We start from the raw sequence: 23011 nt of genomic DNA on the forward strand, positions 1-23011 counted from the left end.
ACACACCACCGGGGGGCGGTGTTTATTTGCACAAATCATTTGACAATATGTGGTTGAGAAGGCATATTTCCGGGCCTTTTCAATACACTCGCTAAGACAGTTTTAGGAGTTTTACCTTGGCTAATATCAAATCTGCTAAGAAGCGCGCGATTCAATCAGAGAAACGTCGTCAACACAACGCCAGCCGTCGTTCCATGACCCGTACCTATCTGAAGAAAGTAATTGCTGCAATCGCTTCTGGCGACAAAGCTGCTGCCGTTGCTGCTTTCGCTACCGCTCAGCCGATCATGGATCGCATGGCTACCAAAGGCCTGATCCACAAGAACAAAGCTGCTCGTCACAAGAGCCGCCTGTCTGCCCAGATCAAAGCTATGGCTTAATCAGCTCCGGCTGAATAAAGCTCAAAAAACCGGCCTAGTGCCGGTTTTTTATTTATCTGCGCTGCAGTAAAGCCGGTGCAGCAAGCCTATCAACTCACGCACCTCATGGCTGCGCAGCGAATAGTAGACCGTCTTGGCCTCTTTTCGCGTCGCCACCAGCTCATCCCGCCGCAGCAACGCCAGATGTTGTGACAGGGCCGACTGACTCAGACCGAGCCGCTCGTTGAGCTCCCCCACCGACAACTCCCGCTCCAGCAACTGACACAGGATAAACAGCCGTCGTTCATTGGCCAGCGCCTTGAGCAGCGCCACCGCACGCCCGGCATTCGCCGCCATCTCTTCCAGTTGCATCTCATCCCCCTCATGCGAGGCAGAGATCATACCCCCTGCCCCTTCCATTTAAAACGACAGGGTCGCCGGCTGGATCGTCGCGAAATCCTCCTGGCCGGCAAACAGGAAGGAGAAGTCGCTCTCGCACACCCGCTTCACCGCCGGATGCTGGATCATCCGCTCGGCGAAGATGACGTAATACTCCTCCATCAGATCCTGGGTCTCCCCCAGTAGCATCACCTCCTCCCCCTCCAGGATCTCCTCCCGATAAATGGTCGGCGCCATGAAGATGCCCTGATTGAAGAAGCCGAATGCCTTCATCAGCGCCGCGTCGTCGAACTCCCCCAGGATGCTGGGAGAGATGCCCTGCTGCTCGAACCACTGGGTCAGCTGGCGTCCCATGGCGGTGCGACGACCGGGGATGAGCAGCTTGCGCTCCTCCAGACAGGCGGGAAAGGGTTTCTCGGGCAACGGCGCCTTGCAGAAGAAGCTGACACCGCAACCGCCGAGCCGCTTGGAGAGCAGGCCCGCATGCTGGCTGGAGTCCACCGGGCAGTCTGACAGGATCATGTCGAGCTTGTGCTCGCTCAGTTGCTCGAGCAGCAGCTCGTGGGTCGATTCGAAGCAACGCAGGTGGATGGAGCCATCGTTGGGGATGACCGAGAGCAGCACCCGGCTGGCGAGACGTTTGGAGAGCGCATCGGCGATGCCGACGTCGAACAGGATCTGGCTCTCCTTGCGATAATTGACGATATCCAGCATCTCGTAGGAGAGGCTGAACATCTTGTCGGCGTAGCGGAACACCAGTTGACCGAGCTCGGTGGCTTCGAGGGAGCGCCCCTTGCGCATCAGCAGCTTGCCGCCCAGACGCTGCTCCAGCAGCTTGATCTGACCGGTGACGGTCTGGGGGGTGAGGAAGAGGGCCTCCGCCGCCTGGGTGACGGAGCCCTTCTTCTGAGTCATCCAAAAATAGTAGAGGTGGTTGTAATTAAGGTGTGACATCCGTTGGGGTTCCCGCGGCTGGCGGGCTCCGGTAGCAGCTGAGTTCAGCCGCCAGAATGTCATACATGTCGCTGATCGAGTCAACCTTGTTTGCGGCGAACTGCGTCTGCAACCGGAGTTTGAGCTGCGCCTTGTCCGGTGTCCGCTCCCCGCAGTAGCGCTTGTGGGACTTCTTCACCCGCTCCCCGGCCCGGCTGCTCAGGGCCCGCTCGGAGAAGGTCTCGCCGAACTGGGCCCTGGCCTGCTGGTCACCCAGCATGACGGCGCTGTCGACCACCCCATTGAGATAGGCGGAACAACTGCTGGATGCCGCATCCTGCTGGCAATCCGCCAGGCTGCTAGCCCAGAGCGCCGGGCTAGCCAGCATCACCAACCATCCTAGTCTTCTCATAACCCCTCCGTGCTTTGATCCGCCTCCCGGTTGGGCAGCGATATCCGCAGGGCGAGATAACCGACCACGGCCGCCAGGGTGGATCCCACCAGGATCCCGAGGCGTGAGTAGCTGCCGTAATCCAATCCGCCGTGCTCGAATGCCAGCGATGCGATGAACATCGACATGGTGAAGCCGATGCCGCATAGGATGCTGACCGCGAAGATCTGCTTGAAGTTGACCCCGTTCGGCAGCTGGGCGATGCCGAGTTTCACCGCCAGCCAGCTGATGGTGAACACCCCGAGCGGCTTGCCGACGAACAGCCCCAGCATGATGCCAAGGGGCACCGGGCTCAGCAGGGCCGACATGCCTATCCCATCGAGGGAGACCCCGGCGTTGGCGAAGGCAAACAGCGGCAGGATCAGGTAGGCGCTCCAGGGATGCAGCGAGTGCTCCAGATGCTTGAGCGGCGAGGCATAACGCTTGCCGTTGAGCGGGATCATGAAGCCCACCACCACCCCGGCCAGGGTCGCATGGACGCCGGACTTGAGCACCGCCACCCAGAGCACCAGACCGACCAGCATGTAGAGGCCGATCCTGTCTTCACCACGGCGGTTCATCCACAGCAGGGTGAGAGTCGCCAGGACGCCAACCACCAGTGCGGTCAGCGACAACTGCTGGGTATAGAAGAGCGCGATGATGATGATGACCCCCAGGTCGTCCATGATGGCCAGCGCCAGCAGGAACACCTTGAGGCTGGTCGGCACCCGCTTGCCCAGCAACGCCATCACCCCGAGGGCGAAGGCGATGTCGGTCGCGGCCGGGATGGCCCAACCGGCTCGGGTCACCTCGTCTTCGTAGTTGAAGAAGGCGTAGATGAGCGCAGGGGCCAGCATGCCACCCACCGCGGCGATGGCCGGGAAGGTCGCCTGCACCCGGGACGACAGCGCCCCCTCCAGCATCTCACGCTTGACCTCCAGCCCGACCAGCAGGAAGAAGATCGCCATGAAGCCATCGTTGATCCAGAGCAACAGCGGCTTGTCGATGTCGAGGGCGGCGATGCGCACCTGCACCGGGGTATTGAGGAAGGCCTGGTAGTGCTCGGCGAAGGCCGAGTTGGCCAGGCCAATGGCCAGCAGGGCCGCCAGGATCAGAATTATTCCGGAGGCCGACTCCAGTTTGAGAAATCTTTTGAATACGTCACTCATGGTCTAACTGTCCACAACATTGCATTTTTTTCAGTCTAGGGCCGAAGTGAGTCAATGAAAAATCGTTTCTAACTGCCATTAACAACGGAAAAACCGAAGGCAAAAATAAAGCCATCTGCTATAAGCATGTTTTCACATGCCTTTTCCCAGCCATTCCGTCATTCATTAAAATGCATAAATATTTTATTGGGTGCGTAAAAAAGGCGCCCTAAGACGCCTTTCGAACAGATGCGGTCGAACCCTGTCTCGATGTCGGATGGCGCGCCTACTCAGGGAATAGCCCGCCACCGACGCGAGACCCAGGATCAGATGGCGACGGGCGCCTTGATGCCGGGATGGGGATCGTAGCCCTGGATCTCGAAATCCTCGAACTGGTAGTCGAAGATGGAGTCCGGCTTGCGTTTGATCACCAGCTGCGGCAAGGGGCGCGGCTCGCGGGAGAGCTGCAGCGCGGTCTGCTCCATGTGGTTGGAGTAGAGGTGCACGTCGCCACCGGTCCAGACGAAGTCCCCCACCGCCAGATCGCACTGCTGGGCCATCATGTGGGTCAGCAGGGCATAGCTGGCGATGTTGAACGGCAACCCGAGGAAGACGTCACAGCTCCGCTGGTAGAGCTGGCAGGAGAGCTTGCCGTCCGCCACGTAGAACTGGAAGAAGGCGTGGCAGGGTGCCAGCGCCATCTTGTCCAGCTCACCCACGTTCCAGGCCGAGACGATGATGCGGCGCGAATCCGGATTGTGCTTGATGTCATCCACCGCTCGCTGGATCTGGTCGATGACGCTGCCATCGGCCGCCGGCCAGGAACGCCACTGGGCGCCATAGACCGGGCCCAGATCGCCGTGCTCGTCGGCCCACTCATCCCAGATGCTGACCCCGTGTTCCTTCAGATAGGCGGTGTTGGTGTCGCCATTGAGGAACCAGAGCAGCTCGTGAATGATGGAGCGCAGGTGGCACTTCTTGGTGGTGACCAGCGGGAAGCCGTCGGCCAGATTGAAGCGCATCTGGTGACCGAACAGGGAGACGGTGCCGGTGCCGGTACGGTCGGACTTGACCGTGCCCTCATCCAGGATCTTCTGCATCAGGTCGAGATAAGCCCTCATTGTTTAGCCTCCTTTGCCCCGTTACCGAACAGCTGCGGCCGCTTGTAGGCGACCCAGATCATCAGGGCGCCGATGATGATCATCGGGGTAGAGAGGATCTGGCCCATGCTGATCTCCTGGAAGTAGAGACCGAGCTGGCTGTCCGGCTGGCGCACGAATTCCACCAGGAAGCGGAACAGACCGTAGCACAGCAGGAACATGCCAGAGATGGCGCCACGGGGTGGGTTCTTGCGCCAGAACAGGTTGAGGATAATGAACAGCACCACCCCTTCCAGGGCGAACTGGTAGAGCTGGGAGGGATGCCGCGGCTCCGGGCCGGCTTCCGGGAAGATGATGGCCCAGGGCACGTCGGTGATCCGGCCCCACAGCTCGCCGTTCATGAAGTTGCCAATGCGACCCACCCCCAGCCCGAACGGGATCAGTGGCGCCACGAAGTCCGCCACGGTGAAGAAGTGGCGCTTGGTCTTGTGGGCAAACCAGATCATGGCGGTGATGACCCCGATCAGGCCACCGTGGAACGACATGCCGCCGGTCCAGATCTTGAACAGATAGAGGGGGTCTGCCAGGAAGAGGTCGAAGTTGTAGAACAGCACGTAACCGACCCGGCCACCCAGGATCACCCCGAGGAAGCCGTAGAACAGCAGATCAGAGACCTCGTTGCGGGTCCAGCCGCTGTTTGGCGCATCGGCGCGACGGCCCGCCAGCCACATGGCAAAGGCGAAGCCAAACAGGTACATGAGACCATACCAGCGTACCGATAGTGGTCCCAAACTGAATGCTACGGGATCAATCTGCGAGAAAACCCAATATCCATCGTGCTGCATAGTGCGGCCCCAGTCATAAGAAAAGCCGCATTCTCCGATCATTCGTCAGCAGGAACAAGACTGAATATCAATCGGGCAGCTTGGCCTTGTGGCCCGCGCGCAGCAAACCGCCGAGGCCGTGCTCTTCCAGATAGCGGGCAAACAGGCCGCGCAGCACATGGGGATTGTCGTGCTTGAGGCCATCGGCCATCAGGGCCTTCAGCTCGCCGAGATTGGATTGGCGCAGCACGTACTTGATGCGGGAAATGTTGTGGGTATTCATGCTGAAGCGGCGGTAGCCCATGGCCAGCAGCAGCAGCACGCCGACCGGATCCCCGGCCAGCTCGCCGCACACCGAGACCGGCTTCTGGTAACGGTGGGAGGCATCGACCAGCAGTTGCAGGGCGCGGATCACCGCCGGATGGAAGGCATCATAGATGCTGGCGACCCTGGCATTGTTGCGATCCACCGCCAGCAGATACTGGGTCAGGTCATTGCTGCCCACCGACCAGAAGTCGATGAGGGGCGCCATCTCCGGCAGGATATAGAGGGCGGAGGGCACCTCTATCATCACCCCGAGGCTGGGGTAGCGGATCACGGCATCGCGGCTGGCGGCCTCTTCCGACACCTCGCGCCAGGCCTGATCCAGCAGCCGGCGGGAGGCCCGGATCTCGCCAACGCTGCTGATCATCGGCAGCATGATGGCCAGATTGTCCAGCCCTTCGCTGGCGCGCAGCATGGCCTTGAGCTGGACCAGGAACAGCTCGGGATGATCCAGGGTGAGCCGGATCCCCCGCCAGCCGAGGAAGGGATTCTCCTCGACGATGGGGAAATAAGGTAATTGCTTGTCGCCGCCCACATCCAGGGTGCGCATGCACACCGGACGATCGCGATAGGTTTCCAGGATGCCGCGATAGCGCGCAGTCTGCTCCCATTCGGAGGGGAAGCTGTCCTGCAGCATGAAGGGGATCTCGGTGCGATAGAGCCCCACCCCGTCCGCCAGATGATTGAGGGAGATCTCGGTGTCGGCGCTGAGGCCCGCGTTGAGCAGCAGCGATACCGGCGTACCGTCTGCGGTCTCGGACGGCTGATGATCCACGGTGCGCACCAGGGTATCCAGCGCCCGCTCCTCATTGAGCAGCTGCCGGTACTCGGTCAGGATCACCTGATTGGGTTCGATGAAGAGATCGCCGCTATAGCCGTCGACCACCAGGGTACGACCGCCGATGTCGCCGAGCGGCAGATCCACCCCCATGATGGCCGCGACCCCCATGGCGCGGGCCAGGATGGCGGCATGGGAGTTGGTCCCCCCCTTCAGCGAGACCACACCGCTCAAGAATTCGCGCGGGATCTCGGCGAGTATGGTGGCGGTCACCTCGTCGGCGACCAGCACCACCGGCTCCCCTATGGTGAGCTGCTCAGGCTCATCCTGCACCAGGCGGCTGATGAGCCGCTGGGCTATGTCCTTCACATCGGTGGAGCGCTCCCGCAGGTAGGGATCCTTCATCCCCTTGAACTGCTCTATCAGCCGATCGCTGATGAGCTTGACCGCGGAGATCGCGGTCCAGTGTTCCTTGCTGACCTTGTTGCGGATCGGCTTGATGTAACCGGGATCGTTGAGCAGGTGCAGATAGATGTCGAAGATGGCGACCGAATCCTGGCTGTAGCTCTCGCGAAAACGCAGCGCCAGGCTCTCCAGATCGTGGCGCACCTCCTCCACCGCGAGCTCGAGGCGCGCCAGCTGCTTGCCGTGCTCCTCGTCCTTGCGCGGGGTGATGCTGTTGAGCGCCTTGCGCGGGCGCCACACCCAGGCCTTGGCGATGGCGATGCCACTGGCCCCGGCGATGCCGCGCAGCGGCTTGCTCCAGTCGGTCTTCTGCAACCAGCCCTTGGCCTGGGCCTGGGCGATGCGGGCCGCCAGCTGCGCCGCCAGCGTGACCATGAAGGACTCTTCCCCCTCATCGAACAGCCGGCTCTCTTTCTGTTGTACCACCAGGATGCCCACCACCTGGCGCTGATGCATGATGGGGGCGCCGAGGAAGGAGCGAAACGCCTCTTCGGCGACATCGGGCAGGAACTTGAAACTGGGGTGGGAAGGGGCATCGGCCAGGTTGATCAGCTCTTCCCGCTGACCCACCAGGCCGACGATGCCCTGCTCGAACGGCAGCGTGGCCTTGCCCACCGCCGACTCGGCCAGACCATCGGTCGCCGCCAGACGATAACGGCGCATGTCCGGCTCGGCGACGTAGACGGAGCAGCAGTCCACCGTCATGGCGAGCCGGGTCTGGCTCACCAATGCCTGCAAGGCCTGCTCGAGGGTGTTGGCCTCGGCCATGCTTTCGACGATGCGTCTGAGTTCCGTCAGCAACTAGCTGTGCTCCTTAGCGAGAGCGGTTGCGCCGCCCATCCTTTCGATTAACTTGCACCACGGGTACCGGCATGGCCAGCGGGGCAAACTCCTTCATCACCCGGCGGTAGACTTCCCGCTTGAAGGAGACGACCTGACGGACCGGGTACCAGAAGCTGACCCAACGCCAATCATCAAATTCCGGGTGACCATGACAGCCGAATTGGATCCTGGACTCTTTGCCCGGATCGAGCTGCAACAAAAACCATTTCTGCTTTTGGCCAATACAGACCGGTGAACTGTCCCAGCGAACGAGTCGTTTGGGTAAGCGGTACTTCAGCCAGTTGCGACTGGTCGCCAGTATGGTCACATCGTCTTGCCTGAGGCCTATCTCCTCGTATAGCTCACGATACATGGCCTGTTCCGGCGTTTCACCATCATCAACTCCCCCCTGCGGAAACTGCCAGGAGTGCTGCCCATAGCGCTTAGCCCACAATACTTGTCCGTCACGGTTACAGATCACGATCCCGACATTGGGACGAAATCCGTCACCATCTATCACGTGATCACCTTATAAAGGCTGAATCTATAAAGAGATTGTTCCACATTCACTCCGTGGCAGCAAACAGGGACTGCAGTCAGCCACTCATGAATAACTTGGCATTTCAAGCCAAGTTATAAACAAATCTGAAGATCAAGCTCTGCGAGTTGCCCACCCAGACTGTGCATAAGCCTGTGATCAAGCGGGTATATACAGTAGTTTTATACTAAGACATCCAGTCATGCCGTATCATACCCGATTCGTTAAAAAACAGAATATTCATTTAAATACATACAGTTAATATTTTAGTGCTGGATCAAGATCCATGTCTTTTGCCACCGAGGATCCTGGCTGTCAATTGTGAACAAGTTCGACTGCTCAAAGATCCACCAAGGCTAGTTTATCCACAAGGATGGCGCATTATCTGCACCGATATGGCGAGAAAAATCGGTGCACTCTCACATTTATTTCTGATAGCTGACCCTTCATCACCACTTTATGCCAGTTATCCAAGATTTCTGTGGATAACTATGTGCAACAGCCAGGCCAAACCCTTGGACAACTTATTGCAACCGGGATCCTGCGCTCGCGACGACTGGAGAAAGAAGTCAAATTCCTTTAAAATCATTGCCATAGATGATGATCCACAATCTTGCCCACCCTGTGCACAGCCGGGCAAGGATCGGTTATAAAAACAGCGATCCTCCGCGAGGATCAGACTTGCTAGACTCATCCCCTCTAACAGGAGTCCTCCATGCCCGCCAATCCCCAGTCAGAGCAGGAATTGCTGGCTCGCGCCTACGCCATGGCGGGCCTCACCCTGGCCCAGCTCGCCGCGGCCGCCGGGATCCCGGTGCCGCACGATCTGAGGCGGGACAAGGGCTGGATCGGCCAGTTGATCGAATGGCAGCTGGGGGCCAGTGCGGGCAGCAGGCCGGAGCAGGACTTCCCGGATCTGGGCATAGAGCTCAAGACGATCCCGGTCGATCCTCAGGGTAAACCGCTGGAGACCACCTTCGTCTGCGTCGCACCGCTCATCGGGATCAGCGGCCAGCGCTGGGAAGAATCGAACGTGCGCAACAAGCTGTCGCGGGTGCTCTGGATCCCGGTGGAGGGTAGCCGCGACATTCCCGTCGGCGAACGCCGGGTCGGCATGCCGCTGCTGTGGAGCCCGAGCGAGGAAGAAGATCGGCTGCTGCGTCAGGATTGGGAGGAGCTGATGGACATGATAGTGCTGGGGGAAGTGGAGCAGATCAGCGCCCGCCACGGCCAGGTCATGCAGCTGCGCCCCAAGGCGGCCAACAGCAAGGCGCTGACCCGCGCCATCGGCCGCAACGGCCAGCCGATCCAGACCCTGCCGCGAGGCTTCTACCTCAAGATCGATTTCACCCATCAGCTGCTGCGGCGCCACTTCGCCCTGCCCCTTTGATCTCGCTTATAAACATCCTTGTCATAAAGTGGTATAAAAATAACCAGACACACTTTCTTCGCAGCTAATGACAAGGAGGCTTCATGCCGATAAACAAGCAGTTTCTCAAGTCGCGTCCCGAGGTCAAGGTGACCTTTGCAGTGGAAAAAGAGGCCGCGGGCGAGGCCGAACAGGTCTTGCTGCTGGGGGAGTTCAGCCAGTGGCAACCCATTGAACTTAAACGGATGAAGAGTGGGGAATTCAGGGCAACCCTCAACCTGCCCACCGATGGTCCCAGCCACTTCGAGTACTGTTACCAGCTGGTGCAGCCGGATGGGGAGAGCCACTACGACAATGACTGGGCGGCCGATGACTATGTGCCCGGCCCCTTCGGACGGGACAACTCGGTGATCCGAGTCAGCCAGCCAGGCTGAGTCGCGCCGGTACGCCCGGCACCGGATACAAAAAAGGCTCGCCATTGGCGAGCCTTTTCACTACCTGTCGATATTTCGACACCAATTCGAATCGAATTAGTTGAGCTTCTCTTTGATACGAGCAGCTTTGCCGGACAGGTTGCGCAGGTAGTACAGTTTGGCGCGGCGAACATCACCACGACGCTTCAGTTCTACACTGTGGATCAGCGGAGAGTGAGTCTGGAATACACGCTCAACACCTTCGCCGTTGGAAATCTTGCGAACGGTGAAAGCAGAGTGCAGACCGCGGTTACGCTTGGCAATGACGATGCCTTCGAAAGCCTGCAGACGCTCTTTACCACCTTCTTTAACACGAACTTGAACACGTACGGTGTCGCCCTGGGCAAATGCCGGGATGTCGGTACGCAGTTGCTCTTGTTCAAGCTGCTGAATAATCTTGCTCATTGTCTTTCCTTACCTAGGATAAACTGAAAACTCTACTTAACGCTGTCACGCACTTCGCGGACATACTCGGCAAGAAGTGATTCTTGCTCGTCAGTCAGAGCTAGGTTGTTAATAAGTTCCGGCCTTCTCTGCCAGGTTCGTCCGAGCGACTGCTTGAGACGCCAGCGTCGAATCACTTCGTGATTGCCGCTTGTCAGCGCCTCGGGCACCGCCAATCCATCCAACAACTCCGGCCGAGTGTAGTGGGGATGATCCAGCAGGCCATCCGTAAAGGAGTCCTGCTCGGCACTGGCCTGATCACCCAAGACCCCGGGGACCAGACGCGAAACCGCATCGATCAGGGTCATGGCAGGCAACTCGCCACCACTTAACACGTAATCACCGATAGACCACTCTTCGTCGACTTCGGTTTGGATCACGCGTTCATCGATACCTTCGTATCGACCGGCGACCAGAATCAGTTTCTGACTCGTCGCCAACTCGGTTACGCCCGCTTGAGTCAGCTTGCGTCCCTGAGGAGAGAGATAGATGACTTTCGCCCCGTCTCCCGCCGCTTGCTTGGCCGCATGAATTGCATCACGCAGCGGCTGCACCATCATCAGCATTCCAGGCCCACCACCATAAGGACGATCATCGACCGTACGGTGTTTGTCGTGGGTGAAATCCCGAGGGTTCCAGCACTCAATCTGCAGCAGGCCACTCTTGACGGCCCGACCCGTTACCCCGTGCTCGGTAATGGCTCGGAACATTTCCGGGAAGAGGCTAATCACCCCAATCCACATAAGAAACCTCCGGCACCCGTGTTAGCGCGGGAAACTAGAAACCAGGATCCCAATCAACTTCGATTGTGCGAGCAGTCAGATCAATATTCTTGATCACCTGCTCTTCCAGGAACGGAATCAACCGCTCCTTCGCACCGAAGGCATCTTTTACATTGGCCTCAACCACCAACACATCGTTGGAGCCGGTTTCCATCAATTCGGTCACCTTGCCCAGGTCGTATCCCTTGGTGGTCGATACCGAGCAACCAATCAGGTCACGCCAGTAGAACTCACCTTCAGGCAACGCAGGCAACAGATCGGCGGGGACGCCAATCTCGACATTGGTCAATGCCAGGGCATCTTCACGCAGATCGATACCATCGATCTTGCAAATCAGACCCTTGTTGTGACGCTTCCAGGCCGAAACCTTGAGCTCACTCCATACCCCGTTCTGATTGATCAGCCAGGGGTTGTAATCGAAAATCGCTTCGGCAACATCGGTGAAGGAGTTCACTTTAAGCCAACCCTTGATGCCGTATACGGTACCCAGGGTGCCCAGAACTATAGGTTTTTCCACCTTAACTCCTTACCGTTTGGCTGATTAAGCAGCTTTGGCAGCGTCTTTGATCAGCTTGGCAACGCGGTCAGAAACAGCGGCACCAGTAGCAACCCAATGCTCGATACGAGCCAGGTCCAGCTTCAGCTTTTCAGCGTTGCCGGTAGCAACCGGGTTGAAGAAACCAACACGCTCGATGAAACGACCATCACGGGCGCAACGGCTGTCGGAAACTACTACCTGGTAAAACGGACGCTTTTTCGCGCCACCACGTTGTAAACGAATGGTTACCATATCGTCCTCATAAACATCTAATGAACAAGGCCCGCAAATACGCGGACCCTAGCTTAAAATAAGCCGCGTAATTCTACTTGGATTCGTAATAATTGCAACCAAGCCAGCCATTTTTTGCACAGGGATTCTCATGAAAAAGGCTCACCCCGGTGAGCCTTTCTTGCCGGTGGGCAGAAAAATCAGAACGGGCCGCGGCCCCCTCCGAATCCGGGCGGCAGCATGTTCTTCATCTGGCCCATCATCTTGCGCATGCCGCCCTTGCCGGACATCTTCTTCATCATGCGCTGCATCTCGGTGAACTGCTTGAGCAGCTTGTTCACGTCCTGCACCTGCATGCCGGAGCCCGCGGCGATGCGGCGCTTGCGGGAGCCCTTGATCAGATCGGGATGGGCACGCTCCTTGGGCGTCATGGAGCTGATGATGGCCTCCATCCGCACGGTGAGCTTGTCATCCATTTGATCTTTCACGTTATCTGGCAGGCCGGACATGCCGGGCAACTTGTCGAGCATGCCCATCATGCCGCCCATGTTGCGCATCTGGGCCAACTGCTCACGGAAATCTTCCAGGTCGAAGCCCTTGCCACTCTTGACCTTGTCGGCCAGCTTGGCGGCTTTCTCCTTGTCGACGGTGCGCTCCACTTCTTCGATCAGCGACAGCACATCGCCCATGCCGAGGATGCGGGACGCGAGTCGGTCCGGGTGGAACGGCTCCAGCGCCTCGGTCTTCTCGCCCATCCCGATGAACTTGACCGGCTTGCCGGTGATGTGGCGCACGGACAGGGCCGCACCACCACGAGCGTCACCGTCCGCCTTGGTGAGGATGACACCGGTGAGCGGCAGCGCCTCGTTGAAGGCCTTGGCGGTGTTGGCCGCATCCTGACCGGTCATGGCGTCGACCACGAACAGGGTCTCGACCGGCTTGATGGTGGCGTGCAGATCCTGGATCTCCGCCATCATCTCGCTGTCGACGTGCAGACGACCGGCGGTATCGACGATCACCACGTCATAGAACTTCTTGCGCGCCTGATCGATGGCGGCGGTGGCGATCGCCACCGGCTTCTGGGTCACGTCGCTGGGGAAGAAGTCGACCGCGATGTCGCTGGCCAGGGTCTCGAGCTGCTTGATTGCCGCCGGGCGATAGACGTCGGCACTGACCACCAGCACCTTCTTCTTGTGGCGCTCTTTCAGCAACTTGGCCAGCTTGGCCACTGTCGTGGTCTTACCGGCACCCTGCAGACCCGCCATCAGTATGATGGCCGGCGGCTGGGCGGCCAGGTTGAGCTGCTCGTTCGCCTCGCCCATGACGGAGACCAGCTCGCCATGCACTATCTTGATGAACGCCTGGCCCGGGCTCAGGGACTTGGCCACTTCCTGGCCGACGGCCCGCTCCTTGACTCGCGCCACGAAGTCACGCACGACCGGCAGGGCGACGTCCGCCTCGAGCAGCGCCATGCGCACTTCACGCAAGGTATCCTTGATGTTCTCTTCGGTCAGCCGACCACGGCCACTGACATTGCGCAGGGTGCGCGAGAGTCGTTCAGTCAAATTCTCAAACATGACGCATTCCGGTTCTTGGCGTAACAAATGAGGCATTATACCCCAGTCAGCACTATGAGGACGATTACTCACCGCTTGCGGTGGCTAGCTGCCATCGAATGAACAGGTGAAATAAATGGGGGACATTATACCCCAGTCAACGCCAGAGGACGATTATTCGCCGCACGGGGTGACCACCTGCTACTTATATATGGGCAGTTAGCCCCTGGCACAACTGGCGAGCATATCTTGTGCAAGGTATACTGCCCCTCTTATCCATAAAGCTTGCTTAACAACGACCTGGTTATGATCGTGATCTCTGTTCTGGCCCTGGCGTTTTACCTGCTGGCCATCATCGCCTCGCTGCACCTGCTGCTCAGTGCCAAGCCCGTCGGGCAAGTGTCGCTGTTCGCCTGTGTTGGCCTGGCCCTGACCGCCCATGGCATCGCGGTGGGAAGCGAAGTGCTGGCCACTCACTCCGGCCAGAATCTCAGCATGTTGAACGTCGCCTCCCTGGTCAGCCTCATCATCAGCTGCTTCATGACCTGCGTCACCCGCCGCTTCAACGGCTGGATCCTGCTGCCCGTGGTCTACAGCTTCTCGGCCTTGCTGCTCGCCGCCAGCGCCCTCATTCCCGGTCGCTACATCACCCACCTGGAGGCTCACCCCCAGCTGCTGCTGCACATAGGGCTCGCCCTGATGGCCTACTCGGTGCTGATGATCGCCTGCCTGTTTGCGCTGCAGCTCGCCTACCTGGACAGACAGCTTAAATCCAGAAAAATTAGTAATTTGCCCGCCATGCCCCCGCTGATGACGGTGGAGAAGCGGCTGTTCCAGCTGATCTCGGCCGGCCTGTTCCTGCTGACGCTCTCCATCGCCTCCGGCCTGTTCTTTCTGGAGGACATGTTCGCCCAGGGCAAGTCCCACAAGGCGGTCCTCTCGATCCTGGCCTGGTGCATCTATGTGCTGCTGCTGTGGGGTCACCACACCCGTGGCTGGCGCGGTCGCAAGGTCATCACCCTGAGCCTCATCGGCAGCATCATCCTGACCCTGGCCTACTTTGGCAGCCGTTTCGTCAAGGAAGTCTTGCTGAGCTGATTGCTCAACCCTCACCCACACATCCAACAGGAGCCCCTTCTTGGACAGTATCTCAACGAGCACATTACTGATTGTTCTCGTTATCTTGATCCTCTTGTCTGCTTTCTTCTCAAGTTCCGAAACCGGCCTGATGTCCCTCAACCGCTACAAGTTGCGGCATCTCGCCCAGACCAAGCACAAGGCTGCCCGTCGGGTAGAAAAACTGCTGGCTCGCCCGGATCGCCTGCTGGGACTGATCCTCATCGGCAACAACCTGGTCAACATACTGGCGTCCGCCATCGCTACCATCGTCTGCATCCGGCTGTTCGGGGATCTCGGGGTCGCCATCGCCACCTTCGGCCTGACCCTGGTGGTGCTGGTGTTCGGGGAGGTTACCCCCAAGACCCTGGCGGCCATGTACCCCGAGAAGATCGCCTACCCGGCCTCCTGGGTGCTCAAGGGGTTGATGGTGCCGCTCTACCCCTTCGTCTGGCTCATCAACGGCATCACCACGCTGCTGCTCAAGCTGATGCGGTTGAACCACACCAAGGATGCGCACTCCCTCAACCCCGAGGAGCTGCGCACCATAGTCAACGAGGCGGGCAGCCTCATCCCCCAGCACCACCAGGAGATGCTGCTCAGCATTCTGGATCTGGACAAGATGACGGTGGAAAACATCATGGTGCCGCGCAGCGAGATCGCCGCCATCGACATCAACGACGACTGGAAAACCATACTGCGCCAGCTGGCTCACTGTGCTCACACCAAGATCCTGCTCTATCGCGACAATATCGACGATGTCGTCGGATTTTTGCACGCGCGTGACGCCCTCAGGCTGGTTGCCAGAGATCAGTTCAGCAAGTCCAGCCTGCTGCGGGAGGTCGATCCCATCTATTTCATTCCGGAGGGGACGCCACTCAACGTGCAGCTGGCCAAGTTCCAGCGCAACAAGGAGCGGATTGGGCTGATCGTCGACGAATACGGCGATATTCAGGGGCTGATCACCCTGGACGACATACTGGAGGAGATAGTCGGCGACTTCACCACCTCCATGACACCGACGCCGAGCGACGAGGTCCACCCCCAGCCGGACGGCTCCTTCCTGGTGGAAGGCTCCGCCAGCATCCGCGAGCTGAACAAGGAGATGAACTGGCACCTGCCCATCGACGGCCCCCGCACCCTCAACGGGGTGATCCTGGAGTACCTGGAGGAGATCCCCCAGCCCAACATCAGCGTCAGGCTGGCGGGCTATCCCATCGAGATCCTCGAAGTAGAGAACAACATGGTGAAAATGGCGCGGATCATACCGCATCTATACCGTGACGAGTCGGGTTACGAGGATTGAAAAAAGGCTGCCGATGGCAGCCTTTTTCGTCTCACTCGCTCTCTTCGTCCGGCTCCAGCACCAGGGTCGGGATCAAGTCACCAAACACCTTCTGCAGCTCGTCGCGATTGGCCAGCAAGTCTTGCAGCGTGTAGCTGTCCATCACCGCCAGGAAGGCGTTCATCGCCTCCTTCAAGGCATTCTTCAGCAGACAGACCGAGACGATGTGGCAGGCGGGGGAGTTGCAGTCGATCCCGTCCAGGTTGCCTTCCAGCGCCCGGATCACCTGGCCGATATTGACGGTGTCCGGCGCGCAGGCCATGCGGATCCCGCCATTCTTGCCGCGCTGGGACTGCAGATAGCCCAGCTTCACCAGCTGATTCACCACCTTCACCATGTGATTGCGGGACACGCCGTACAGGGCGGACACCTTGGCCACGCTCGACAGCTCCCCCTCCGGCAGGGTCGCCAGATAGAGCAGGGCTCTCAATCCAAAATCGGTATAACTCGTTAGTCTCATAGTGCCTATGGCGCATAGCGCAAAATTGTTTGTTGATTCAGATCAATTAAACATCTAGGATGCAACTTATTAAATGACATTTTAAATGCTCAATTAGTAAGGACCTCTTATGTTAGATCAAGCCACCATCGCCGTCATCAAAAGTACCATTCCCTTGCTCGAATCGGCGGGGCCTGCCCTCACCCAGCATTTCTATCAGCGCATGTTCAGCCACAACCCCGAGCTGAAGGATATCTTCAACCTCGCGCACCAGCGCAGTGGTGGCCAACCGCTGGCCCTGTTCAACGCCGTCGCGGCGTACGCCAAGAACATCGACAATCTGGGTGCCCTGGCCGGCGCGGTGGAGCGCATCGCCCACAAGCATACGGGCTTCATGATCCAGCCGGAACAATATCACATTGTAGGTAGTCATCTCTTGGCCACGCTCAAAGAATTGGGCGGTAGTGCGGTCACCGACGAGGTGCTGGATGCCTGGGGCAAGGCCTACGGGGTGCTGGCCAACATCTTCATCGGCCGCGAGAGCGAGATCTATCAGGAGAAGGCATCGCAGGCCGGTGGCTGGCAAGGCCCTCGCCCCTTCCTCATCAAGGAGAAGCGGGTGGAGAGCGAACTCATCACCTCCTTCGTGCTGGCCCCCAGCGATGGCAAGCCCGTGCTGCACTTCAAGCCGGGTCAATACCTCAGCATCCAGCTCAACCACCCGCAGCTGGAATATCAGGAGATCCGCCAGTACTCCCTCTCCGATGCACCCAACGGCCGTGACTACCGCATCAGCGTCAAGCGCGAAGCCGATGGCCAGGTATCCAACCTGCTGCACGACCAGCTGCAAGTCGGTGATGAGGTGGCGCTGATGCCACCGACCGGCGACTTCTTCCTGCAAGCCGACGCCGGCACGCCCGTGGTGCTGCTCTCCGCCGGAGTCGGCCTCACCCCCATGCTGAGCATGCTGAACCAGCTGCTGGCCAACGGGCACGACGCCGACATTCGCTGGCTGCACGCCTGCGAACAGGGTGCCTTGCACGCCTTCAAGGAAGAGATCCGGGAGAAGAGCCGGCACCACGCCAGATTGCAGAGCCGGGTCTGGTATCGCGCGCCTGCCGAGCAGGACGTACTGGGGGAAGACTATGACTTCGACGGCACCATGGAGTTGGAGCAGGTCGCGGCGCTCATCCCGGCCAACGCCCATTACTACTTCTGTGGCCCCCTCGGCTTCATGCAGGCGGTGAAACGGCAACTGCTGGCCTTCGGCGTCGCCGAAGAGAGGCTGCACTACGAGGTCTTCGGCCCCCATCAGGATCTGTGAGCCCTCACTCTCGCGCATGATGCGATGCAACAAGGCCCACGAACGCAGGTTCGTGGGCCTTGTCATAGCAGGGGTCGCAGCGAGTCGGGCTTAGCGCATCGCCTTGGCGCGGGCGATCGCATTGGCGGGCATGCGATTGCCGAGCCGGCTCAGCAGGCTGGCGGCCTTCTGATGGCGGGCCTTGTCACCGATGACGGCGCCGTGCAGCCAGTGGTAGGCCTCCTCGTAATCCAGCGGACTGCCCATGCCCTGCAGCAGCATCTCGACCCATTCCATCTGCGCCCGCTGGAACCCCAGGCTGGCGGCCTCCCGCATCAGGGTCTCGGCCCGCACCAGATCCTTCTGGACCAGGATCCCCTTCCAGTAGTAGCGCCCCAGCTGCTCCAGCGCCGGTGCCAGCCCCTGATTGGCCGCCTCCCACATGTATTGCACCCCGATCTGGGCGTCGGGCTTGATGCAGACCCCCCAGGCCAGCATGTCCCCCCACAGGAACTGGTAGGCGGGGATCTTCATCACAGAGGCGCGCGCCTCTATGTCCTGGGTCAGCTGGCATCTGTCCTGCTTCACCTGGGTCAGATGGCGCCCCTGCTCTATCCAGTTGAGCAACTCGTCCTGTCGATAGAGTGGCACCGCCTGCAGATCCCCCGTGGTCAGGGGCGCCGGCGTGACCACCTTGGGCAAGGGCGCCGCGACGGGCGCCGTCGGCAGCGGGGCAGCCGGCACAGGCACAACAGGTGCGGCTGGCGGTACAGCCAGTGCGGCCGTGGAGGGTAACGGGGTGGCTGCGGTAGCGATAGAGGCGGTGGTCACAGCAGGCGCCCCCGCTGCGCTGGAGGCTGCCGATGACAGGGTGGCAGAAGGCGCCGGAGCGGTCGCTGCCGGGGTCTGGGTTGGGGCGGCCGAGACCGGCTCGGCCCCCTGCGAGGGGAGGCTGACGAGACAGATAAGGCCGATTAGGGTACTGGGTTTCATCATGAGGATCTCCTGCTGCCCTCTGTTATCGGCAGCAAACCCCAACCCCTTAGCCCGCCGCGGCGGATCGCCATAACGACAAAGGGGAGCCGAAGCTCCCCTCATGCACGCGCTGGCGCTTATTTGACGAAGTCGACGCCCAGCTGGATGTCGGCCTTCAGGGTGGCCAGCATGCTGTCCATCGCCTCTTGCTCGAAGGCACTCAGCTTGCCGTAGTCCAGCACGGCTTCGACGCCGTTCTTGCCGAGCAGAATGGGCTGCGCGAAGAAGGTGGCGTGCTCGCCATTGCCTTCCACGTAGGCGCACTCGATCACGTTGGCTTCGCCCTGCAGACCCTTGATCAGCGACAGACCAAAGCGGCAGGCTGCCTGACCCATGGAGAGGGTGGCGGATCCGCCACCGGCCTTGGCTTCCACCACTTCGGTACCGGCGTTCTGGATGCGCTTGGTCATGGCAGCCGCTTCCTCGGCGGTGAAGCTGGCGCCTTCGATCTGGGACAGCAGCGGCAGAATGGTCACGCCACTGTGACCACCGATCACGTTGACACGGATCTTGTCGATGTTCAGGCCCTTGGCAGCGGACACGAAGGTCTCACCGCGGATCACGTCCAGGGTGGTGACGCCGAACAGGCGACGCTTGTCATAGACGCCGGCCTTCTTCAACACTTCGGCGGCGATGGCGACCGTGGTGTTGACCGGGTTGGTGATGATGCCGATCAGCGCCTTCGGGCAGCTGGCCGCGCACTTCTCTACCAGGTTCTTGACGATACCGGCGTTGATGTTGAACAGGTCGGAACGATCCATGCCGGGCTTGCGCGCCACGCCAGCGGAGATCAGTACGACATCGGCGCCGACCAGAGCCGGGCTCGGATCTTCACCGCAGAAACCTTTTACTTTCACGTCAGTCGGGATGTGGCTCAGATCGGCCGCGACACCCGGGGTGACCGGGGCAATGTCATACAGGCTCAGCTCGGAACCAGCAGGAAGGCGATTTTTCAACAGCAGAGCGAGGGCTTGGCCGATGCCACCGGCGGCACCCAGAACGGCAACTTTCATGATCAACTCCATGTTCAAGCGTAGGTTTAAGGTTGTTTCTTGTTGGGGGTCAAAGCTGTTTCTTATTGTGCGCCTCACCTTAAAGGATCCCCCGATAAAAAACAATCTGATAACAGTTGTAATCACGGGTTCTGTGAGCCAGGGAGCAAGCGGTGACGAAAACGGAGAGGAATATGCGATAAATGGGACGGAAAGCACAGATTTCCTGTGCTTTCCCTTCCATTAAGGGGTAATTACGACTGCTTCAGGACTGGAATGCCAGTGCTCTGCGCTCACACCAGCGGAAACCAATTGTTAACAATCCATTCATGGTCAGATAGAGCGCACCGGCCACGGTGAACACCGCCAGGGTGTCATAAGTCTGGGCGTTGAGACGCTGGGCCAGACCCATGATATCCATGATGGTGATGGTGCTGGCGAGGGAACTGCCCTTGAGCACCAGGATCACCTCGTTGGAGTAGGCGGGGACCAGCCGGCGGGCGGCATGGCGCACCTTCATCCACAGGGTCTGCCCGGCCGAGAAACCGAGCGCCCGACAGGCTTCCACCTCACCGGCGGGGATGGCGTCGAGCGCCCCCTTGAACAGCCGGGTGGAATAGGCCGCCGTGTTGAAGCCCAGCGCCAGCACGGCACAGAACCAAGGCTGCTTGAGCAGCGGCCAGAGCGGCCCGGACTTGAGCCACTCGAACTGACCCGGCCCGTAGTAGATGAGGAAGATCTGAATGAGCAGCGGGGTACCGGTGAAGAGCAACACCCACAGCTGTACCAGCTGGGTCGCCACCGGCAGGCGTCGCTCCAGCACCCAGGTCATGGCGGCCGCCAGCAACACCCCGAGCAGCAAACTAAGTGCCGTGAGCTGCAGGGTGATCGCCAGACCACCCAACAGGGTCATGAGATAGTCCTGCATGATCAGCCTCCGTACCGGCGGGTATAACGGGCAGCCTGCTTGAGCCCGAGCTCGCTCACCAGGCTGATCGCCAGATAGATGAGGGCCGCGGCGGCATACCAGGTGAAGGGTTCATAGGTGCTGGCCGAAGCCATCTGGGCCTGACGCATCATCTCGTTCACCCCGATGAGGGAGACCAGGGCCGTGTCCTTGAGCAGCACCAGCCACTGGTTGCCGAGACCCGGCAGGGCGTAACGCCAGGCCTGCGGCAGCACGATGCGAAAGAAGATGTGGGCCTTGCCAAGACCGAGCGCCAGCGCCGCCAGACGCTGCCCGGCGGGCACCGCATTGAGCGCCGCCCGCAGGGTCTGGGTGGCATAGCTGGCAAACAGCAGGGAGAGCGCCAGCACGCCGCAGGCGAAGGGGCTGAACTCCACATACTCACCGGTGATGAGGAACAGCACCTGGGTCGAGCCGAAGTAGATGAACAGCACCACCAGCAGCTCGGGCAGGCCACGGATCAATGTGGTCAGCGTGGCCACCGGCCACACCAACCAACTGCGCTTGCTGAGCTCGGCCGCACTGAATCCCAGAGCAAGCGCCATACCCCCGACCAGTGATGCCAAGGCCAGCCCCAGGGTCATCCAGGCTGCATCCAACAACAGGCTCAACATGGCTTACTGCGCGAAGTATTTGTCGAAGATTTTCTGATAGGTACCGTTGGCCTTGATCTCGGCCAGGCCCTTGTTCAGCTGGGTCAGCAACTCCTGATTGCCCTTGGCCACGGCGATGCCGAAGCCGGTACCGAAGTACTTGGCGTCGGTCACAGGGGTACCGATGACGGCATAATCCTTGTGCTGCTTGAGCCAGTCGGCGGCGACGGCGGTATCGGCGAACACCCCGTCGGTACGGCCGTTCATCATGTCGAGGAAGGCGCTCTGATAGCTGGCGTAAGGCACGGTGAGCAGGCCCTTACTGATCCACTTGTCCACCAGATAGGACTGGTGCGAACTGCCGTTCTGCACGCCGACGGTCTTGTCGACCAGCTCTTCCGGACCCTTGAAGGCATCCTTCTTGGTCACGAACACCGCGGAGTTCACATAGTAGATATCGGAGAAGTCAACCTGGGCGGCCCGCTCCGGGGTCACGTCCATGGCGGCGATGGCGGCATCATAGCGACGGAACTTGAGGCTCGGGATCAGGCTGTCGAAGGCCTGGTTGTGGAAGCTGCACTCCAGCTTGACCTGGGTACAGATGGCGCGGGCCAGATCGATGTCGAAACCCTGGAACTCGTTCTTGTCATCCAGGTATTCGAACGGCGCATAGGTGGCCTCGGTGGCGAACTTGATCTCTTTGGCCAGCACTGTGGTGCTCAGCAGGCCCATGGCCGCAACCAACAACAGACTCTTTTTCATGACAGCTTCCTTATCGATTCAGTATCAATGCATCAAGAATTCGGCAAACCGGCTGGTTTGCGGGGCCTGGAAGATGGCGGCACTACCGGATTCGATGATCCGCCCCTTTTCCAGATAAATGACCTGACTGGCGACCTTGCGGGCAAACTCCACCTCGTGGGTGACCACCACCTGGGTGATGCCGGTCTGGCTGAGGGTACGGATGATCTCCGCCACCTCCTTGGTTATTTCAGGATCGAGCGCCGCCGTCGGCTCGTCAAACAGCAACACCTGCGGATCCATCATCAGGGTACGCGCGATGGCGACCCGCTGCTGCTGACCACCGGAGAGCCGGGCGGGCCAGGCGTCCCGTTTGTCGGCCAGCTGCAGCTGGGCCAGCAGGTAGGCGCCCTTCTCGATGGCAGCCTCACGGCTCATGCCGAGCACCTTGACGGGGGCCTCAATCAGGTTCTCCATCACGGTCAGATGGGGCCAGAGATTGTACTGCTGGAACACCATGCCCACCTTGCGGCGCAGCGCCTGCGCCTGACGGTTGAATTCCGCGGTCGACAGGGAGGACGGGAAAGAAAATTCACTGTCGCCAATGCGCAGAACACCGGCATCCGGGGTGTCCAGCAGGTTCATCATGCGCAGCAGCGAACTCTTGCCCGCACCGCTCGGGCCCAGCAATACCAAGGTTTCGCCGGGTGCGGTCCGAAAGCTGACCTGTTGCAGTACCGGCACCTTGTGCCAGGATTTTTCGATGCCGATTAATTCAATACCCATACGACCTAATTGAATAAGTTTTCAAAATTTCGTCCCGATTTTAGCTGCAACATGGGTGGATGCAAGCTAAATTTGAATCGATATGCAGAACAAGCGCCGCTTCCTTGCCAAAATAGGCATATGAATGCAAAATAGCAGCGCTGTTCGTATCTGCCGCCTGAGCGTGACAGGCGGTCACACC

26 protein-coding genes are annotated in these 23011 nt (G+C 59.7%); 6 read left to right on the forward strand and 20 right to left on the reverse strand.

The features are described from left to right. Positions 1 to 116: 116 nt before the first annotated feature. Positions 117 to 380 (forward strand): 30S ribosomal protein S20, encoded by a 264-nt coding sequence (rpsT, locus tag AACW18_RS19020; protein ID WP_005892298.1) that lies wholly within the window; start codon positions 117 to 119, stop codon positions 378 to 380. A gap of 48 nt (positions 381 to 428) precedes the next feature. On the opposite strand, the gene AACW18_RS19025 is transcribed toward rpsT, so the two are convergent. The 8 genes from AACW18_RS19025 to rppH all read right to left on the reverse strand — a co-directional run bounded on the left by AACW18_RS19025 (position 429) and on the right by rppH (position 8102). After that, positions 429 to 731 carry an ArsR/SmtB family transcription factor gene (locus AACW18_RS19025; protein ID WP_042652128.1) on the reverse strand — a complete coding sequence of 101 codons (303 nt, stop codon included), beginning with the start codon at positions 729 to 731 and terminating at the stop codon, positions 429 to 431. 48 nt (positions 732 to 779) lie between these two features. Continuing rightward, positions 780 to 1712 carry a transcriptional activator NhaR gene (nhaR, locus tag AACW18_RS19030; RefSeq protein WP_218291187.1) on the reverse strand — a complete coding sequence of 311 codons (933 nt, stop codon included), beginning with the start codon at positions 1710 to 1712 and terminating at the stop codon, positions 780 to 782. Beyond that, on the reverse strand, positions 1699 to 2079 hold the full coding sequence (locus AACW18_RS19035; RefSeq protein ID WP_218389645.1) for a hypothetical protein: 381 nt from the start codon (positions 2077 to 2079) through the stop codon (positions 1699 to 1701). Before AACW18_RS19035 ends, nhaR begins: the two co-directional genes overlap by 14 nt. A 20-nt stretch (positions 2080 to 2099) precedes the next feature. Next, positions 2100 to 3290, reverse strand: a complete 1191-nt coding sequence (nhaA, locus tag AACW18_RS19040; protein WP_042652125.1) for a Na+/H+ antiporter NhaA — start codon at positions 3288 to 3290, stop codon at positions 2100 to 2102. 305 nt (positions 3291 to 3595) lie between these two features. Continuing rightward, complete coding sequence (gene thyA, locus AACW18_RS19045) at positions 3596 to 4390, reverse strand: thymidylate synthase (protein ID WP_042652124.1); 795 nt, start codon at positions 4388 to 4390, stop codon at positions 3596 to 3598. Beyond that, a complete protein-coding gene (gene lgt, locus AACW18_RS19050; RefSeq protein ID WP_042652123.1) occupies positions 4387 to 5214 on the reverse strand; it encodes a prolipoprotein diacylglyceryl transferase in 828 nt (275 codons plus the stop codon). The genes thyA and lgt overlap by 4 nt, the downstream gene beginning before the upstream one ends. A gap of 67 nt (positions 5215 to 5281) precedes the next feature. Further along, positions 5282 to 7561, reverse strand: a complete 2280-nt coding sequence (gene ptsP, locus AACW18_RS19055; protein WP_042652122.1) for a phosphoenolpyruvate--protein phosphotransferase — start codon at positions 7559 to 7561, stop codon at positions 5282 to 5284. 13 nt (positions 7562 to 7574) lie between these two features. Next, entirely contained in the window at positions 7575 to 8102 is a 528-nt protein-coding gene (rppH, locus tag AACW18_RS19060) for an RNA pyrophosphohydrolase (RefSeq protein WP_218291186.1), read from the reverse strand. A gap of 733 nt (positions 8103 to 8835) precedes the next feature. Between rppH and mutH the strand changes: the two genes are divergently transcribed. Both mutH and AACW18_RS19070 read left to right on the forward strand, forming a co-directional pair. Next, entirely contained in the window at positions 8836 to 9510 is a 675-nt protein-coding gene (gene mutH, locus AACW18_RS19065) for a DNA mismatch repair endonuclease MutH (RefSeq protein ID WP_218291185.1), read from the forward strand. An 83-nt stretch (positions 9511 to 9593) separates the two neighbouring features. Next, positions 9594 to 9923, forward strand: coding sequence for an isoamylase early set domain-containing protein (locus AACW18_RS19070; RefSeq protein ID WP_042652119.1), 330 nt, complete (start codon positions 9594 to 9596; stop codon positions 9921 to 9923). Positions 9924 to 10019: 96 nt separating this feature from the next. On the opposite strand, the gene rplS is transcribed toward AACW18_RS19070, so the two are convergent. The 5 genes from rplS to ffh all read right to left on the reverse strand — a co-directional run bounded on the left by rplS (position 10020) and on the right by ffh (position 13534). Next, positions 10020 to 10367, reverse strand: coding sequence for a 50S ribosomal protein L19 (rplS, locus tag AACW18_RS19075; protein WP_005313505.1), 348 nt, complete (start codon positions 10365 to 10367; stop codon positions 10020 to 10022). 32 nt (positions 10368 to 10399) lie between these two features. Further along, positions 10400 to 11149 (reverse strand): tRNA (guanosine(37)-N1)-methyltransferase TrmD, encoded by a 750-nt coding sequence (gene trmD / locus AACW18_RS19080; protein WP_042652118.1) that lies wholly within the window; start codon positions 11147 to 11149, stop codon positions 10400 to 10402. Between the two features lie 34 nt (positions 11150 to 11183). Beyond that, entirely contained in the window at positions 11184 to 11705 is a 522-nt protein-coding gene (gene rimM / locus AACW18_RS19085) for a ribosome maturation factor RimM (RefSeq protein WP_042652117.1), read from the reverse strand. A 24-nt stretch (positions 11706 to 11729) separates the two neighbouring features. After that, positions 11730 to 11978, reverse strand: a complete 249-nt coding sequence (gene rpsP / locus AACW18_RS19090; RefSeq protein WP_050717510.1) for a 30S ribosomal protein S16 — start codon at positions 11976 to 11978, stop codon at positions 11730 to 11732. 179 nt (positions 11979 to 12157) lie between these two features. Continuing rightward, positions 12158 to 13534 carry a signal recognition particle protein gene (gene ffh, locus AACW18_RS19095; RefSeq protein WP_218291184.1) on the reverse strand — a complete coding sequence of 459 codons (1377 nt, stop codon included), beginning with the start codon at positions 13532 to 13534 and terminating at the stop codon, positions 12158 to 12160. A gap of 285 nt (positions 13535 to 13819) precedes the next feature. Between ffh and AACW18_RS19100 the strand changes: the two genes are divergently transcribed. Further along, complete coding sequence (locus AACW18_RS19100) at positions 13820 to 14611, forward strand: cytochrome C assembly family protein (protein WP_218389558.1); 792 nt, start codon at positions 13820 to 13822, stop codon at positions 14609 to 14611. A gap of 40 nt (positions 14612 to 14651) precedes the next feature. Further along, positions 14652 to 15935 carry an HlyC/CorC family transporter gene (locus AACW18_RS19105; protein WP_042652114.1) on the forward strand — a complete coding sequence of 428 codons (1284 nt, stop codon included), beginning with the start codon at positions 14652 to 14654 and terminating at the stop codon, positions 15933 to 15935. A 31-nt stretch (positions 15936 to 15966) separates the two neighbouring features. On the opposite strand, the gene AACW18_RS19110 is transcribed toward AACW18_RS19105, so the two are convergent. After that, positions 15967 to 16434, reverse strand: coding sequence for an Rrf2 family transcriptional regulator (locus AACW18_RS19110; protein WP_042652113.1), 468 nt, complete (start codon positions 16432 to 16434; stop codon positions 15967 to 15969). Between the two features lie 109 nt (positions 16435 to 16543). Between AACW18_RS19110 and hmpA the strand changes: the two genes are divergently transcribed. Next, a complete protein-coding gene (gene hmpA, locus AACW18_RS19115) occupies positions 16544 to 17737 on the forward strand; it encodes an NO-inducible flavohemoprotein (RefSeq protein ID WP_218389559.1) in 1194 nt (397 codons plus the stop codon). A 90-nt stretch (positions 17738 to 17827) separates the two neighbouring features. On the opposite strand, the gene AACW18_RS19120 is transcribed toward hmpA, so the two are convergent. From AACW18_RS19120 to AACW18_RS19145, 6 genes are all read right to left on the reverse strand, one after another. Then, positions 17828 to 18418: a tetratricopeptide repeat protein gene (locus AACW18_RS19120; RefSeq protein WP_371317048.1), complete on the reverse strand. Its 591-nt coding sequence runs from the start codon at positions 18416 to 18418 to the stop codon at positions 17828 to 17830. Between the two features lie 410 nt (positions 18419 to 18828). Next, positions 18829 to 19764 carry a malate dehydrogenase gene (mdh, locus tag AACW18_RS19125; protein WP_042652201.1) on the reverse strand — a complete coding sequence of 312 codons (936 nt, stop codon included), beginning with the start codon at positions 19762 to 19764 and terminating at the stop codon, positions 18829 to 18831. A 244-nt stretch (positions 19765 to 20008) separates the two neighbouring features. Beyond that, on the reverse strand, positions 20009 to 20671 hold the full coding sequence (artM, locus tag AACW18_RS19130) for an arginine ABC transporter permease ArtM (protein ID WP_042652110.1): 663 nt from the start codon (positions 20669 to 20671) through the stop codon (positions 20009 to 20011). Positions 20672 to 20673: 2 nt separating this feature from the next. Then, complete coding sequence (gene artQ, locus AACW18_RS19135; RefSeq protein ID WP_042652109.1) at positions 20674 to 21324, reverse strand: arginine ABC transporter permease ArtQ; 651 nt, start codon at positions 21322 to 21324, stop codon at positions 20674 to 20676. Between the two features lie 3 nt (positions 21325 to 21327). Next, a complete protein-coding gene (locus AACW18_RS19140; protein ID WP_218291181.1) occupies positions 21328 to 22065 on the reverse strand; it encodes a transporter substrate-binding domain-containing protein in 738 nt (245 codons plus the stop codon). Positions 22066 to 22089: 24 nt separating this feature from the next. Next, positions 22090 to 22830, reverse strand: coding sequence for an ATP-binding cassette domain-containing protein (locus tag AACW18_RS19145; RefSeq protein WP_042652107.1), 741 nt, complete (start codon positions 22828 to 22830; stop codon positions 22090 to 22092). Positions 22831 to 23011 lie beyond the last annotated feature (181 nt).

The sequence above is a fragment of the Aeromonas sp. sia0103 genome (assembly GCF_963895295.1).
GTDB lineage: Bacteria > Pseudomonadota > Gammaproteobacteria > Enterobacterales > Aeromonadaceae > Aeromonas > Aeromonas encheleia.